General features: G+C 52.4%; 9 protein-coding genes and 1 other annotated feature. Of the genes, 2 read left to right on the top strand and 7 right to left on the bottom strand.

Features of this window, described 5'->3' with window-relative positions; translation table 11 throughout:
- The first annotated feature begins 6 nt into the window (after nucleotides 1-6).
- Nucleotides 7-591: a YdeI/OmpD-associated family protein gene (locus FHT67_RS03105; protein ID WP_167195564.1), complete on the top strand. Its 585-nt coding sequence runs from the start codon at nucleotides 7-9 to the stop codon at nucleotides 589-591.
- 83 nt (nucleotides 592-674) lie between these two features.
- Here FHT67_RS03105 and FHT67_RS03100 read toward each other — a convergent pair whose 3' ends face one another.
- The 7 genes from FHT67_RS03100 to FHT67_RS03070 all read right to left on the bottom strand — a co-directional run bounded on the left by FHT67_RS03100 (nucleotide 675) and on the right by FHT67_RS03070 (nucleotide 15,606).
- Nucleotides 675-1,670: a tryptophan--tRNA ligase gene (locus FHT67_RS03100; protein WP_167195561.1), complete on the bottom strand. Its 996-nt coding sequence runs from the start codon at nucleotides 1,668-1,670 to the stop codon at nucleotides 675-677.
- Between the two features lie 50 nt (nucleotides 1,671-1,720).
- Nucleotides 1,721-1,979 (bottom strand) — a binding site (T-box leader).
- Between the two features lie 55 nt (nucleotides 1,980-2,034).
- Nucleotides 2,035-2,868, bottom strand: a complete 834-nt coding sequence (locus FHT67_RS03095) for a nucleotidyltransferase family protein (RefSeq protein ID WP_167195558.1) — start codon at nucleotides 2,866-2,868, stop codon at nucleotides 2,035-2,037.
- Nucleotides 2,869-2,995: 127 nt separating this feature from the next.
- Nucleotides 2,996-10,513 carry an S-layer homology domain-containing protein gene (locus FHT67_RS03090; RefSeq protein ID WP_243866952.1) on the bottom strand — a complete coding sequence of 2,506 codons (7,518 nt, stop codon included), beginning with the start codon at nucleotides 10,511-10,513 and terminating at the stop codon, nucleotides 2,996-2,998.
- A 35-nt stretch (nucleotides 10,514-10,548) separates the two neighbouring features.
- Nucleotides 10,549-11,961, bottom strand: coding sequence for a carbohydrate-binding domain-containing protein (locus FHT67_RS03085; RefSeq protein ID WP_167195552.1), 1,413 nt, complete (start codon nucleotides 11,959-11,961; stop codon nucleotides 10,549-10,551).
- 113 nt (nucleotides 11,962-12,074) lie between these two features.
- Entirely contained in the window at nucleotides 12,075-13,739 is a 1,665-nt protein-coding gene (locus FHT67_RS03080; protein WP_167195549.1) for a type 2 periplasmic-binding domain-containing protein, read from the bottom strand.
- 47 nt (nucleotides 13,740-13,786) lie between these two features.
- Nucleotides 13,787-14,650 carry a carbohydrate ABC transporter permease gene (locus FHT67_RS03075; protein ID WP_132303835.1) on the bottom strand — a complete coding sequence of 288 codons (864 nt, stop codon included), beginning with the start codon at nucleotides 14,648-14,650 and terminating at the stop codon, nucleotides 13,787-13,789.
- Entirely contained in the window at nucleotides 14,650-15,606 is a 957-nt protein-coding gene (locus FHT67_RS03070) for an ABC transporter permease (RefSeq protein WP_167195546.1), read from the bottom strand. Before FHT67_RS03070 ends, FHT67_RS03075 begins: the two co-directional genes overlap by 1 nt.
- A 257-nt stretch (nucleotides 15,607-15,863) precedes the next feature.
- On the opposite strand from FHT67_RS03070, the gene FHT67_RS03065 reads away from it, so the two are divergent.
- Nucleotides 15,864-17,282 carry a helix-turn-helix domain-containing protein gene (locus FHT67_RS03065; RefSeq protein ID WP_167195543.1) on the top strand — a complete coding sequence of 473 codons (1,419 nt, stop codon included), beginning with the start codon at nucleotides 15,864-15,866 and terminating at the stop codon, nucleotides 17,280-17,282.
- Nucleotides 17,283-17,304: the final 22 nt, after the last annotated feature.

Genomic DNA, 17,304 nt, shown 5'->3' with positions numbered 1-17,304 from the left:
TTTTCAATGAATTTAGACTGCAAAGTGGATGGCTTTATAAACAAGTCCAAGAAGTGGAAAGAAGAATATATCAAGCTGAGAGAAATCGTGCTCGACTGCGAATTGACCGAGGATTTCAAATGGATGCATCCATGCTACACGCATGAGGGCAAAAACATTCTAATCATCCACGGCTTTAAGGAGTATTGCGCCATTCTGTTTCAGAAAGGCGCTTTGCTTAAGGACCCTAACGGCATTCTCATTCAACAGACGGAAAACGTGCAGGCCGCGCGCCAAATCCGGTTCACGAACGTGGAGCAAATCATAGAGATGGAAGCTATCCTGAAGGCTTACATTCTTGAGGCCATCGAGGTCGAGAAATCCGGCGAGGAAATTTCTTATAAAAAAAATGACGAGTATACGGTCCCGGAAGAGCTCCAAGCAAAATTCGATGTCCGGCCTGCTTTTAAGGAAGCGTTTTACGCGTTAACGCCAGGCCGGCAAAGAGCGTACCTGCTTCATTTCGCTGCTGCCAAGCAATCCAAAACGCGCGAAGCCAGAATTGAAAAATATTATCAGCAGATACTTGACGGCAAAGGATTAAATGATTAGGGCACAAAACTCTACCGCCTCGTAATGAGACGGCAGAGTTTTTCTTATTTGCCCCACTATCTAGCTGTATGCTGCAACGTCATTTACCTGTATCTCCCTAACTTGTATTTCACCTGCTCCAGCAGGGGTTGTGCTATCGCTCTTGCTTTCCTTGCGCCTTCTCTCAAGATATCATCCATTTGGTCCTTGGACGCCATGTATTGATTGTATTTCTCCCGCGGTTCCTCCAGGAAAGCGTTCATTACCTGAAAGAGCTCCAGCTTGGCTTCTCCCCAGCTGATACCGCTTCGGAATCGCTCACGCATTTCTTCGATCTGCCCATCCGTAGCAAACTCTTTATATAGCAGAAAAATAGTAGAGGCGTCAGGGTTTTTAGGCTCGTGCGGCGGGGTAGAATCGGTCTTGATTCTGCTAATCAGCTTCTTCAAGCCGTCGGCCGACTCAAACAGTGGAATTGTATTGTTGTAGCTTTTGCTCATTTTTCGGCCATCCAGCCCCGGTATTACCGCGGTTTGCTCATCCACGATATAGTCCGGCAGCTTGAAGGTCTCCCCAAAGCTGCGATTAAAGGCTTCCGCCAAATCCCTTGCAATCTCGACGTGTTGAATCTGATCCTTGCCGACCGGAACTTGATCCGTCCGGAAGAGCAGGATATCCGCCGCCATAAGAATCGGGTAAGTAAACAAGCCCATGTTGACGCCAGCATCGGTATCCACGCCTATCTGCTCGTTCTTATCCACGATTGCCTTATAAGCATGAGCACGATTCATCAGGCCTTTAGGCGCCATGCATGCCAGAATCCAGCTTAGCTCGAATATTTCCGGCACATCCGATTGGCGGTAAAAAACAACCTGCTCCGGATTAAGTCCCAAAGCGAGCCAGGTTGCGGCAATCCCGTAAGACAAGTCGTTAAACTCATCCCGATTTTGAATAAACGTTAGTCCATGATAGTCGGCGATGAAATACAAAGCCGTATGATCTTGATTTTTCGCAATCTGCAGGGCCGGCTTGATAGCCGCGATGTAATTGCCGATATGCACTCTTCCGGTTGGCTTGATGCCCGTTAATACAATGCTCATGCTCTTGCTCCCTTCCTCCCTATCAAATAAAAAAGGGGCTCTCATCCTTGGAAAAGGACGAGAAACCCCGTGGTACCACCTTCATTAGCCCGATTCACGCAAATCGGACTCGCTTAGACGTATCGACGCATGCTGGATGCTGGAATACGCGTCTCTTGTAACGACGAGACTTTCGCCAAAGCCTACTCAAAATCTTTTTCGGTTTGGATGCTCCGAAGCCCACTTCGGCATAATCCCTACACTGATTCGCACCACCCATCAGCTCTCTGGAGTATTCGTTATGCGTACTCTCTTCATCATCGCAAGTTGGTATTTTATTTTGTTATTCCATTTTTACAACACAACGAACATTATTGTCAATTATTTACTTCAAAAGTTGTTCGGTATCCCGAATGACTTCCCTCAGCAGGCTAAGGGCTTTCTTTAAATCATTCGGACTTTCCGTGACCAGGGCGAATATTTCATTTATCCGATGAGCGTATTGGCTTGGTGCATTAGAAAACGAATCGACGATAGCAGATGCTCCCTTCTCATTCATCAAGTAGGTCTCATTAACCGCAAACAATACCTGATTCAAGCAAGCCACAGATCTGAAGCAGCAGCCAGCGATATAAGATAAATCTTTTTTATGGATGCCCTTGTATCCATTCTCGAGAGAAAAGCCTGCCTCCCAGAAAAACCTTTGAATCACTGCTTGTTTAAAAGCAACAGGATACGGAGTCGTTCTGCTTTTTAGTTGACCCACAATCCCCGTAGGATCCCATAACGCTTGGCACAGCGCTATCTCGGCCAAATAGATCGAATTGACGAATCCATGGGGATGTCCCGGCTGGTAATCCATAGTGATTTCTCCGTTGATGCATTGTTCGATCACTTGCGACACTTTGCGTTGATCCCGATAGAGAAAATCGACGGGAAATTGATTGATTTTCAGCCAGCCCCCGCCGTTAATCCACGGTCCCCATTCGCCTGTTTCTGTCACAACGTTTTCTCTATGCTCGTCGTCCATTCCGGCAGCGGCTTTACGAAGCTCGGATATGTCGAGCCCTGCCTCGGAATCGTAGTAGATCCCAATATCGATATCCGAATTGGGGTTGTCCGTCCCTCTAGCCCTTGAACCGCCGAGAACAATAGCCGTTACGCCTTTTATTTGTTTCAGATTGCCCACCATATCCGAAATCATCTTCGTTATCCCCATAATCCTCACCAACCTCTATCAGCAATTATGTTCTATTATAATGATTTCCGTTATCCGCTTGAATGGAGAGCTTTGTTATATAAAAAACTGCCCCTAAAGGATCGCCTTTAAGAGCAGCTCTATAAAACTATTTCGTAAAAATCCGGTACAGGACCACCGCTGTTTGCGCTTTGGTCACATTGCCCCGCGGGTCGATCCTGCCGCCGCTGCCGATAAGGATGCCGGCTTTCACCAACGTTGCCATATCCTCTACCGCGTATTTAGCAATCGAAGCGCTGTCCTTAAAGCCGTTCAGATCGGAAGCGCTGCCTGCCGCTGAGGCATCCAGCTTGCCTGCCGCCTTCAGTGCGCGCACGACAAAGGAAGACATCTCCTGTCTCGTAATCGGGGAGTTGGGCTGGAATTTATCATTACCGGTTCCATTCGAAATGCCCAGCGACCTAGCGGTTCCGATGGTTTCATAGTAAGAGTCGGTCGTCTCCATATCCGCAAAATTTGCATCAAACTTGGCCGTAAGCCCCAGCGCTTTCATCAATCCATCGATAAATTCCGCTCTTGTGATAGGAGCGGACGGACCAAATGCATTCACTGAAGCGCCGTTCATCACGCCATTCGCCGTCATCGCTTCAATGGCTTGGGACGCCCATTGGGCGGAAGAGATGTCGTTAAAAGCAACCTCAGCATAGGCAACGGCATACTTGCTGAAGTGTGTCGTCGTAAACATGACTTGCCCCGTTGCCGGATCGTATCGCCCGCTTGGAACGGGATGAAGCTTACCCGCGCCGTCCACGTACCAGATTACAATCCGCTCCGGATTTTTCAGTTCTTCGGCTGTTGGCTTGTAATCGATGCCGACGGTAACAGGCGCATCCGGGTTATTCCAAGCGATAACCTTGCCGTCCGCCATAGCTGTCAGCTCAACCATCGGATGCGAGCCAATACGATCTTTCGCCTCGGCTGGCAATCCAGCCACGTTTGCCTCTGCAAGAGATAAACTCACTTTCCCGCTTACTTGCAGCTCAGAAGAACTAAACATGTTGTTCGGGATGACCATCGTACCTGCCGGTGTCGCCAGCTCTACTTTCTTATCGGCTTTCAATTGACCGGCCGCGGAGAACAGCTCCTTCGGCAGATCAACGGTATAGGCCTTCGCGGAACCAACGGCCGATAGGCTTACCTTAATGGTCTTCACCCCCTTTTGATCCGCTTTAGCCTGACTTAACAGGACAGCCAGCACAGAGCTGGACAACTCCGCTCTCGCGGCATCGCCTGTCTGCGCAACCGGCTTGAGTTCAACCGTGCCGTTCACGGGAACCGGCGAAGGATTGCCATTGCCGTTTGATGGAGGAGTTGACGTGCCCGGATCACCGCCGTCGCCTGGATCAGTACCCGGATCCGGATTTTCCGCACCTTCCGTTGTCACTTGAATGTAATCAATAATCACATCCGAGTCGCCGGGGTCGCGCTGGATCTTAATGGCTGCGCCTTCCGGAATATCGACAGGTACCGTTACTTCCTCATAATGACCGGTCCAGCCGCCCGTATTCGCAAACACGATATCCGTTTTCTTCTCGCCGTTGACATACAGGCTGAGATGGCGGCCCGCTTCCTCCCCGGAATAACCAACGGTAAAACGATTGCCGGCAATCACGTCCGGGAACTCCAAATAGCTGCCATCCGCCCAAATAAAATGAACCGCTTGCCCGTTAGAAGCCGGGCCGTCCACAAACGGAGAAGTCGCATGGCCGTCTCCATCCACGCCGAACAATTTCGCATACTCGGCTTCGTATTTATCCGATACCGCCATGTCGATCAGATTCACCGGAACATCCGGCTTGCCGTCATCCTGCAGCTTTACTTCGACACCTGCGGGGACGGCTATTTTGAACTCTTTTGCCTGCGGCGCGCCTTGCGTATCGGGGAATAGAAGCTTTCGCTTATAAGCTCCGTCCACGTACAGGCTCATCTGTCCATCCGCGGTGCTGCTGTAATTCACGAGCAAGGAAAGACCGGCAACCGTGCTGGTGACGGTCAACCCGTTGCCCGCCGTTTGGTCGTTATCGGTGCGAATCGTCAAATTATCTAGACTTACCGGATTTTCGCCAGGCTTCGCTTCGAATACCAGCTGAACCGAGTCTCCCGCCGAAATCGATACCGGAACGGACACCACTCCATAGGTTCCCGTATATCCGCCCGTATCCGGGAAGACGACCTTTTTCTTCGAGCCGCCGTTGACATACAGGTACAGCGTGCCTTCGCCCTGGCTGGCGTAACGGATATACGCCGTATTACCGGCAATGACATTGCGGAAGGTCACGCCTGACGCAGGCGTATTGATGCCGCCAACGCTTAATCCTCTTGAAGCCTGATCCGCCGATACAAAAGCGCTGCCCGACAGCTCCGCGTCCTCTGCTTCATAAATGCCTTTTACCTTTACATAATCCAGGTTGACCTCGCTGTCTCCCGCATCCTTCTGCAGCTTGATCGCAGCGCCTTCCGGAATAGACGCCCGAACCGATACGGTATTGTACTTGCCGTCCCAACCGCCGCCTTCGTAAGCGGGGAAAACAACGCTCTGAACTTTTTCGTTGTTCATATAAAGCGTCAGCTTGCGGTTATTCGAATCGCCGCTTGCATAAGCGATTTCAAGCTCGGTTCCCGCGCTTGCGCCCGGGAATTCGAAGGAGCCGCTCCCGTTATCCGGCGCCCACAGCCGCGCAGCGCCTTGGCCGTTGGATGCCGATGCGTCGTTATAGGCGCCGGGCTTAATGCCGTCATTCGACTCTCCGTTCATAACTGAATATTCCGCTTCGTATTTGTCCGAGATCCGGAAGGCATCCAGCGATACCGTCTCGGCTGCTCCTTCATTGCGAAGCTCGATGGAAGCGTTGCCCGGGATATGCGCTTTCATCTCCAGCCAACTCCATGCGCCGGAAGTAGCCGGGAACGCAGCCGTGCCATTCGGCTCTCCGTTTACGTATAGCTTCAGCTCTCCGCTCTCCGCGGCAGCGTAACGGACGAGTATCGCTTTGCCGCCTTTAACCTCCGAAAGCGTAACCGCCGCACCGTCACCAAGCGCATTAACTTTCCAGCTGCCCGAAGCATTCGCGTCAGCCGAAGCCTCAACTCCGTTCAACTGCCCGTCTTCCGCTTCGTACCGATTGTCCGATGCATAGTTTCCGGCAGCTTCGGCCGAATCAATCGCGGCAGCCGGAGCAAAAGTATCGCCGCTGTCATGCTTCAGCGAAACAACTGCACCAGCCGGAATTTCAACGTCGGCGCTTACCGTCGCATAAGCCCCCTCAGCCGTTGCCGGGAAAGAAACCGTGCCTTTCTTCATGCCGTTCACGTAGAGGCTTAACGTTCCGTCAGCGGCACTTGCGTATTTGACAACAAGCCTGCTGCCTGCATTCATCCCCGGAAGCTCAAGCGAATCTCCAGCTGCTCCGAGACCGTGAACCGCATAGCCGTACATGGCATTCCCATCGGAAACAACGGCTGCTTGGCCATACAGATTCGCATTTTCCGCTTCGCGCTGCTTGTCGCGGATTTCCATATAATCAATTGGCGCGGTATGGTCGGTCTGCTTCGTATTTTGCAGCTTGATTACCGAGCCGTCCGCCACTCTCTCATCGGTCTGAATCACTTCGTATTTGCCCCAGGATCCGGTATAAGGCATCACGATATCTTTCTTGTAAGCTCCGTTTACGAATAAGCCAAGCTGTCCGTTCGTACCCGGATTCTCGCCTTCCGAATAACGGACGCGCACCTCGTTGCCGCCCCGCACGCCTTGCACCTCAACGGCATCCCCGATATCGGCAAACGCCCAAGCCCAATAGCTGCCGGAGGGTCCGTTTGGCTCGGTTACCGCGTTATACCAGGTTCTGGCATTGCCGTAGAAATTGCCGTTCTCCGCTTCGTAGACACCGGTCAGCTTTATATAATCGAAGTGAACCGGCGTATCGCCGTTGCCGTCATTCTGAAGCTTGATCCTGGAGCCAGACGGGATGTCGATATCCAGCGCGCGCTCGGCAAAAGGGCCGCTCCAGCTGCCGGTTGGGACAAACGTTATTTTCTGGGCAAACTTGAAGTCTTCGCCCGGCTTCGCTACATACAAGCTGAACCGGCTGGCCGATTGAACCGCCTCGTTCGTATAGCCAATGATTACGCGGTTAGCCGCTTTGACATGGTCGAACTGGACATAAGCGCCTTCGCCGCCGGTCGCGATGACTTGCCCTTGGGCGGATGCGGGAGAAGCTTCGCCTTCGTAATGGGCTGCCGCACCGCCGCCAACAACGGCCGCTTCCGCCTCCATTTTATCCGAGAAGCCCGCATAATCCACAATAAGAGAATCATCCGCCGCGTTGCCCGCTTCCTTCTTCAGGATGATTTGCATGCCGTCCCGAATATAAGCGTTCAGCACCGCCGTCCGGTACCCCCCGCCTGTTGCCGGCAGTCCAATAACGCCAAGCGTATCGGTCTTATAGACCGAAGCGTCATCCACGTTATTCCGGTACTTGGCATAAACGGTAAACGAGGCATCCGTATTGGATTTATACCTTACCGAAACGGAGCCGGCGCCGTTCTTGTTGGTGAAAGCGATAAAGCTTCCGTCTGCCGCAAAGCCCGTCATTGCAGCTCCGCCCGATGCGGTCCGGTCATCCTGCAGGGCAACACCGTCAGAGACGGTGCCGCTGTTCTCCGCTTCGACAATTCCCGCTACGTCCAGGTTATCGACGCGAACGCGGCTTCCGCCGTTCTCGCAAACCAATTTTACCGCGGCTCCGGCCGGTATATCCGCATCTATCGGTCTTACATTATAAGCGCCTTTCCAAACGCCATTTGCCGGGAAGACGACATCCTTTTTCCTAGCGCCGTTGACGTAAAGAGCAAGTTTGCCGTCCGCTTCGCCTGCATACCGGACAAGCAGCTTGTTGCCGGCTTTCACATTGGTGAACTCTACCCCGTCGCCTGCTGCCGCAAGATCCGCTCCCGCTTCGCCGGAAGCTTTGATGTCGGCGTATACGGAGGCTCCGCCAATCAAGTTCGCCGTTTCGGCTTCATTCTTCTCGATAACCGAGACGGAATCCAAGCCGACTGCGGCTGTACCGGAATCAGCCTGCAGCTTAACCGCTGCTCCCGCCGGAATATCTGCGTTAGCCGTCGTTGATTTGTAAGCGCCGGTTAACGCTCCCGTCGCAGGGAACCGGACATCGGTCATATGGCGTCCGTTCACGTACAATGCAAGCAGCGCATCCGCCGCTGCCGAGTAACGAACCTGCAGCTGGCTTCCGCCCGCCACGCTCGGGAACTGCACGGAATCCCCGGTGCCGGAGACCACCGCCTGCTTGCCGCTGTAGGCAGCCGCATCCCCGGCGACCGCCGCAGCTCCGCCTAATACGGCCGACTCCGCTTCATACCAGCCAAGGCTGGCAATCGAGTCCAGCTGCAAGCCTGCTGCGCTGTTATTGCCGTTTCGCTGAATGACGATGGTTGCATCATTCGGTATGGCACTGTTGATATAAACTTCCCTAAACGCGGATGAGCTTCCGGTTGACGGGAAAGAGACGTTAAAGCTTTGGCCGCCGATATACACCGTCATGCTGTTATCCTGCGTGCCGGAATAACGGATCTTCAGCTGTTTGCCGCCAACAACTCCGTTAAACACCGTGGAAGCTCCCGGAAAATCAAGATCCGCCGCGACGCCGCTGCCGGAAGCAGCCGGATTGGCAAAACCATGCGCTCCGTTGTACAAACCGGATGCAAACTCCGCTTCGTAATCTCCGTTAACCTGCAAATAGTCGATATTCATCTGCCCGCTGCCGGCCGTTTCGCGTACCAGCTTCAGCTTGGCATGGGCCGGGATCGACATCGGTATAACGGAGGAGACGTACGCGTCGTTTGTCCCCTCAAAGGTTAGCGTGGACGCCTTGCTCCCATTCACATATAAAGCCAGCTTTGCGTCGCTCTCGGAAGCGTAATGAATAAGCAGTCTTGTGCCTGGCTTGACGCCCGCGCCGCCAATTTCCAGATAACTTCCTTGCTCCGCGGGCAAGGTCACGCCTTGACCGCCGGAAGCCGCAGCATCTTGATACAATGAACCGTTAGTCTCGGTATCCGCTTCCGCTTCGTAATAGCTGTAAGCCTGCAGGCTGTCCAGCTTTACCGCTCCGTCCCCGGTATCCCGCAAAAACTTCGCAGAACCAAGCAAAGGCACATTCGCATGGATGTACATCTCGCCCCAGCCATTTGTTGCCGGGAAGCTGACCCTCTCCTGGAAGGAGCCATTGATATAGAAGCTTAGCGTGGTGTCCGCTGCCGCCGAATATCTCACCTTCAACAGACTCGCCGCATTAACGTTGAAAAATTGCACGGTCATGCCTTCCGCCGCAAGCTCCGCCAGCTTCCCGCCCGATGCCTCGGCATCCTCGGAAATAACGGCATCGGACAGCGCCGCAAGCGGGTCTTCCGCTTCCAAGGCGGCTGTCGAAGGATAATCCAGCGTCCAGTCGCTAACGGTCAGCGGATTGCCTTCCTCCTTATACAGGTTTTGCGCAAAATAGAGCGTTCCTCGCACGTTAAACGACTTTCCGCCCGACGAACCGTCCTTATAGAACGCTGTTGTATCCTTAAGCGCCAGCCGTTTCGCTGCCGCAGTCTTTACAAGGCCCGCGGTCTGCGAGGTCGGGTTGTAATGATTAAACTCCGACGTATGGAAGCCGTATTCGATAATCTTCGGAGCATCCGGGTACTGGGCCATAAAGCGGTCCATTCCCTGCTGCAGCCTCGGCTGGTTAATGCGCTCCGAAGCGGATGCCGTTTCATCGGGGGGACTTCCCGCCGGATAACTGTAGTTATTCAGGAAATAACCGTCCGCTTTATGCGCAATATCCGCATAGGACGGCGTATGATAAGCGAAATCCCAGCCGTAAAACACGCTTAGATACAGCTTTGCCAAGGAAGAATCGCCTAAAATATCGCGCAGGCGGTGCATGAGATCATCCGCATACGCCACCTGGCTGCTCGACCATTCCGGGTTGGCGCGGCCATCCGAATACAACGCGTTCTTGAAATGATCGGCTACGGCACCGTCGTCAACCGGCATGTTAACGGCAAAATAAGCGACATCCTTCAGCCTGTCATTCGCTTTCAGATAATCCAGCAGCGCCGTATAGCCATGCTCCGGATCATTCGTATTGTAATGATTAATGACGCTGACCGCATCGCTGTGCGCCGGGTCGTTATTGTCCCAATCGAAGGTGCTGCCGTCGTAGGCCTCGATCCGGATAATCGCCTTCTGACGGTTTTTCTCCAGCGCATCAAATAACGCATCGCGGTCGGCGTCCGTCATCTGGACAATGTTGTAAAAGCCAATCGCGTTCACGTTCGTGGCTTCCTTCATCCGTTTGAAGTCAAAGACCATTCGCTCCCGGAAGTTCGCATCCGGGTTGAAAATATAAGTCGAACCGTTAATCGCCCCGTCCGGATTCTCGTACAAGTCCACATATGGCCCCTCGTAGGGCGTCATTGCCGCCGCATCGGGGGATGCGGCGGCTTTGGCCTTGCCCGCGGGAGCCATTGGGCTGCCTGCGATGCCCAGCGTTAACAAACTTGCTATCAAGCCAATCTTCAAGCTTTTCTTCATCACGTTGCTTTCTCCTCTCCATGCTGCCGACGCAATTAAGGCAGGATGACATAATCGATGTTGACCGCGCTGTCCCCCGAATCCCGTTGAAGCCGTACCGTTGCGCCCCAAGGAATCGTGACGGACACCGTCTTGGTTGCGTAAGTACCCGTCCAGCCGCCTGTCGAAGGAAACGAAACATCCTGGACATGCTGTCCGTCGATATACAGGCTTAGCTGATTGTTGCCCGAGCAGGCGTACCGGATTTGCAGTGAGGTGCCCTTCTTGCTGTTGAAGAAAGCAAGCGCATCTCCGGCCGCATCCAGTCCTTTTACCCCGGAACCGCCGGAAGCCGCCGAGTCGGCATAGGTAACCGCCTGCCCGTATCGGCTGCCGTTCTCCCCTTCAATCTTGCCGGTTGCCGGGTATTCCAGCGCCCAATCCATGAGAGCCGAAGGGCTTCCTTCTTCCTTCAGCAGGTTATAGCCAAAGTACAGGCTGCCTTTTACGTTCGCGTAATTGGTTTTATAGAAATTGGTCGTAGCTTTGAGCGCCTTCTGCTTCGCGGCTTTTGTCTTAACCAGTCCCGCCGTCTGATTCGGATTCACGCCGCCGTTAAACTCGGAGGTATGAAAGCCGTATTCGATGACCGTATTTTTGCCGCTGTATTGCGCCTGGAATTTCGTCATCCCCTGCTGCAGCCGCGTCTGATTGATAAGGACCGCATCCGTTGCGGTTTCGTCCGGAATCGTAGAGCCGGGATAGGTGTAATTGTTAAAGAAGTAGCCGTCGGCGTTCGAGCCCGTGTACGAAGGAATGTCATAAGCAAAATCCCAGCCGTAAAAGACGCTTAAATACAGCTGCCCTCCCGAAAAACCAAGGGAACTCAGCTTCGTTCTCATCTTGCTGACAAAGCTCGACGCATAGCTGATCTGCCTCGTCTGCGACGTTGACGAATTAATGCCGCCAAGCCTCGTCTGCACGGAAGGATCGTCCACCGGCATATTCAAGGCAAAGTAAAGCACGCTGCCTCTTTTGCCGGCGCTGCTCACGTCAGCGAGCAAAGAATTGTAATGGTTAATTACCGTATCCGCATCGGAGGTATTAAAAGCAAAATTGCTCGTATCATACCATTCAATCCGGACAACGGCCTTCATGCCAAGCGCTGAAAGCGTGCTGAACAGAAGATCGCGGTCGCTTTGGCTAATATTTTCGAGACCGTACAGGTTTAAGGTATTGATGTTGTATTCGCTCTTCATTATCGGCAGGTCATGCTGAATGCGCGCGGCCGTATCCTTGCCGGGATTCAGCTCGTATTCCGCGCCTTGAATCCAGGTGCTTGCAGCGACGTAGCTGCTGTAAGGCGTCATGCTGCTGACCGCGTAGGCGGAAGGAATTTTCATCAGACTAATCGCAAGAATCGTTATCATGGCAAACAAGATAGATTTGGACAGGAAACGTCTGTTCATCTTCCAACACCCTCCATTATTCGTTTTATGAAAATGTTGAATGCGCTTGCAAAACGACCGCCAAACGAAAGGGAATTGCATGATGCAATTCCCTCTACTCTTTATGCCCCTTCTTACTGCAAGCCTTTATCCAGCTCGGCCGTTACGGACTTCACCTTAGGCTCGATGCTCTTCAGGAACGAATTCCATACTTGCTCAGGGTTATTCGATACAACGGCTTTAATGAAGTTATCGCGCACATCGTCGCCAAACGTACCGTATTTGTTTTTGTTCGGTGCGGTAAAGAAGTCCAGATCGTAGTTGTTAGACGTCATAACCGGACCGGCCGCTTCTGCTTTCTCTACATAGGTTTTGAGCAGGTCGTTTTTCAAGTAATCGCTGTAGAGCGGGTTGCCTTCCAGCCATACGTCCGTGCCTTCAAGAATGAACCATTTCGTAAACATTTTTTGGTCGTTAATGTAGTTCTTGCCGTTATCCTTCGTAAACGAGTAATTGCCTTGCGCATCCTTCGGCCAAGTTACGTTAACCGCGCTGCCGTCTTTTGTCCAGTCCACGCCTTGCGCGCCGTATGCGTTTTTCTCCAGCTGTTCCTGCTCCAGCAGCCAGTCGCCCATTTGCAGCCAGCGGTCCATCTTCTTGTCGTCGATCGAGGAAGCGAACGCGAACGAGCCCCACCATTCGAATTTCTCTTTCACGTGTACTTTGCCGTCCGGCATGGTCACCATAAATACGCCGTAGTCCTCGTCTTTGAAGTTTGGATTGGTTACTTGCATTTTCGTGATAATGTCTTTCATGTTGGCTACGTTCTGGTTGCCGTAGTACACGCCGACGCGTCCCGCATACAGGCGGTCGAGACCTTCGCCGTCTTTATAAGCATAGGAATCTTTCGCCAAAAGTCCTTGGTCGTACAACGATTTCACTTGCTTGATGCCTTCGAGCGTCTCCGGCTGCGCGGCGCCAAATTCCCACTCGCCGTCTTTCTTGAAATAGGTCTGTATATTCGGGTTGAATTGGAGACCAAACGTACCCGACCAGCCCTTGCCGCCGCTTCCCACTTCAAGCGGAACCAGCTTGTCGCCAAGCTTGGCGGGATCCTTCTCTTTCAGCTCTTTCAGGTAATTCGTGAGCTCATCCCATGTCATGTCCTGCACGGGAGCAAAATCATGACCCATCGCTTTCGCCCAGTCTCTGCGGTACATGTACATTTCGGTGCCAATCTCGTTGTACGGATTGCTCACGATAACTTTCGGGAAGGCGTACAGCTTGCCGTCCACCTTCACTTTGTCGTAGATCTTGTATTCCTTCGTCAATTTGTCCAGGTTCGGATACTTGGACGTATCGATCGCTTTAAATACGCCTTGCTTCGCCCAGCTTACGTATTCGCCGTAGTTCAGGTTGTACCAGGCCACCACTTCGGGAAGGTCGTTGGAAGCGACAAGCGTACGGGTTTTTTGATCCCATACATCGCCCAGAACCTGCTGGATTTTGATATCGATATTAAACTTCTCCTTCGCTTCCTTTACGAGAGGGAACGAATCGAAGTCTGCCGGCGCATCCAGCGAGTAAACCTCGTAGGTGTAATGCTCGGCGTAAGGATTCGAATCCGCAGCTGCCGATTCGGCCGGCGCGTTTGTTGCGGCATCCGCTTTGCTTGTTTGATTCGCGTTGCTGCTGCCGTTATTATTGCCGTTGTCCGTATTGTTGCCGCCGCATGCCGCCATAACGGAGCTTGCGATCAGCAGGGTGCCCAGTGTTGCAGCCACTTTAGTCGCTTTCATGGTAGTGAACTCCCCTTCGTCTGTTTAATATCTATTATCATCCTATATTAGGACTTAATAGCGCCAACTACGATACCTTTGACGAAATACCGCTGCAGGAACGGATAAACCATCATAATCGGTACGATAACAATGACGACCGAAGTCGCTTTAATGCCCTCGGAGAAAGAGCGGATGCCCGCTTCCTGAGGAATGTTGATGTTTCCGTTGCTCGAGAACAGAATGTCTCTCAAGATCAGCTGGATCGGAAACAGCTCGCGCTTGCCGATGAACAGCCCGGAGAAAAACCATTCGTTCCAGCGGTCCACCGCATAGAACAAGGACAACGTCGCAAGGGCGGGTGTAACCAAAGGCAGCAGAATCTGCACGAGCGTGCGGACCGGTCCGGCACCGTCAATGCTTGCGGATTCCTCGATTTCCTTCGGCAGCTGCTCGAAGAAGTTTTTCATGATAACCATGTTAAACACGCTAAGGCCAAACGGAATAATAACCGATGCCAGCGTATCCCGCAGATGGAGATCATCCACCAGGAGATAGAACGGAATGAGACCGCCGCTGAAGAACATCGTGAAGATAACCAGGTTCATAAACAGGTTTTTGCCGGGAAAGCTTTTTTTCGAAAAGCCGTAAGCCATCGTGACCGTCAGGAACATGCTGTAAGCTACGCCGGCGACAACGATAATAATAGAGTTCAGGAACGACCGGAAGATCGTTGAATACTCAAACACGTAACGGTAATTGATAAAGCTGATGACCTTCGGGTACATAATGTCCGGGTTGGTCATATATTCCTTCTCCGTTGTTAGGGACAGCACCACCGTATGATAGAACGGGAAGATGACGAGTATGCCCAGGAAAGTCAGGAGAATCAGGTTAAAGTAATCGAAGAAATCCCATCTCTTGCGGCTCATTACATAATGCCTCCTTCGCCAAGCATCTTCGCGATTTTGTTGGCAAGGATCAGGAAGACGAAATTGATCGCCGATTTGAACAATCCCATCGCCGTGCTGAAACCATAATCGAAGATGGAAGAGTTAAACGTCACCCGGTAAATATAGGTATCAAGCACCTCTGCCGCATCCTGCGTAATCGGGTTGGTCAAATTCAGAATCTGGTCGAACGCCCCGTTCATGATGCCGCCAAAGGCCAGAATAAGGAGGATGACGGCTGTCGACTTGATACCGGGCCAGGTGATGTACCACATTTTCTGATAACGGTTCGCTCCGTCAATTTCGGCCACTTCGTATTGCTCGGGGTTGATGCCGGCGATTGCGGCCAAATAAATGATAGCCCCCCAGCCTGCCCCCTTCCAGATCGACGTGATGTACATAAGCGGTCTGGTCAGGCTTGAATCCGCAAGAAACTCGTAGCCCGGGGATCCGAACAAATGAAGAATCTGGTTGATCACCCCTTCCGTTGACAGGAAGTTCAGCATGACGCCGGCAACGATAACCCAGGACAAGAAGTTCGGAAACGTATAAATCGTTTGCAGCAGTCTCTTGTATCTTCTGGCGCCCAGCTCGTTGATCAGCAGGGCAAGAATAATCGTAGCCGGGAAGCCCGTTGCGATATACCAGAAGCCCATCCGGAACGTATTCCAGAAAGCATCCCAGAACAGCGGATCCTCCTGCAGCGTGCTGAAGTTGCGGAAGCCGACCCACGGACTATGCATGATGCCTTTATTGATCATGTATTCCTTGAAGGCAAGCGTCACTCCGTACATCGGATAATACATAAAGACGAAGAGGAAGATCATGCCCGGCAGAATGAACAAATAGCTGTAACGGTTTTTTTTGATCTCGTTCCATACCGATTTGCGCCGGACTTTCGCAGCAGGCTCGGCAAGGGTTGGCGCGATTGATGGCATGGATGTCCACTCCTTTACCCGGCACTCCAAGTGCGCCTCACTTGAATGCCGTATCTGTCGTTGTAAACGTTTACTGGCCTAACTATAAAAGATCGCCGCCAAACGGACTATGGACGATTTTCGGTTTGTAAAACGGAGAAATTTCGGATGCCGTTCCGCAAAACCTTTTTGGCCCGCGAACTATCTTGCCAATTCCATAGAGACGGAAGTACTATAAGAATCAGACTTGACCGACGTTTGTGGAGGTGGCCCGAGCAATGTACAACATACTTCTAGTGGATGATGAGCCATGGTCCTTGCTTTCTTTGAAAAACTCATTCCCTTGGGACAAATACGACTGCCGGATTGCGGGGGAGACCCATAATCCGTTTGAAGCCTTGGAGCTGCTCCGGTCAAATGATTATCACGCGGCCTTTGTCGATATCCGCATGCCCGGCATGACCGGACTCGAAATCATTCAGACCGCCAAGCAGCTTCAGCTGCATACCGAATTTATCATTACGAGCGGATACGCCGACTTCTCTTATGCGCAGGAAGCGATTCGTAACGGCGTGTTTGATTACATGCTGAAGCCGATTAACAGCTCGGAGACAGATCCCCTGCTTGCCAAGCTTAAGGAGCATTTGGAAAAAAAGCGGAGGGCGGAAGATGAGCAGCGGTATGAAAGCGTTGTCAGAGGGGAAGGGAATTTTGAAGAGCTGTTCCGGATGCCTTCCGGCAAAGAACCTTTGCCCTTCTGGTATGCGATGGAGGAGAGAGGCGGGATTGCCCAAGGCGGAGTAGCGGAGGACTGCAACAGATGGAGCTTTAATCTAGGGACGACAACAACGGTTCGTGTCGTTAACGGCAGCCAACCGCCGGAGCTGGCTGTATCTGCAGCTGCAGGCCGCTATCTGGGGATTAGTTCGGTTTCGGAACAGATTGAGCAACTGCCCCGTCTAGTCAAGGAGGCTCGAATGGCGCAGTATGGCAGGTTCGTGCAGCCGGAGCAGTCCGTGTTCGCTTATCGGTCTGCCAAGTACCCTCTAGTACTCGAGCTTGCCGACCAGCTGGAAACCGCCCTTTCCTGCGGGCAGGACAGCTTGCTCGTCAGCTTGTTCGGCAAGCTGCCCGAGCATTTCAAGAGTCAGTCGCTTGGCATGGAGGAAGTGTTGTTTCTCGTCTCCAATATCCGGACGCTATTGCTCAGATACCGTTCCGACAACGGCATATTCCCCATGTTCGCCGACTTTGAGGATCCGGAAGCGCTATTCTATCATTTTGCCGACTTTACCGCCTTATGCGCCCGCCTGAGCGATTTCTTCGAGCCCGAGCGGGAGTTTGCCGAACCGGACAAAGGCTCTACGGTAAACGAAAGCTTCCTCAAGCTGCTGCATGACGTGAACCAGAACTTCTGCTCGAAGCTGCAGCTGAGCGAGCTTGCCTCCAGGTACCACCTGAACTTTACTTACTGCTGCGATCTGTTTAAAAAAACGACAGGCAAAACCTTCGTGCAATACGTAACCGACCTGCGCCTGCAGCGGGCGGAAAAGCTGCTCACGCAAACCGACCTGACGCTCGACTTGATTACCGACAAGGTTGGATTCAGCGATACGAACTATTTTTCGAACGTATTCAAGAAGCATTATCAGCTGACCCCTGCCAAATACCGGAAGGAAGCTGCCCTAAAAAGATGAATCACGCTGCGGAGGCCTAATC

Source organism: Paenibacillus sp. BK720 (genome assembly GCF_011761545.1).
Taxonomy (GTDB): Bacteria; Bacillota; Bacilli; order Paenibacillales; family Paenibacillaceae; genus Pristimantibacillus.
The sequence above is the reverse complement of the archived record's forward strand: the minus strand, read 5'-3'. Positions and strand labels throughout refer to the sequence as shown.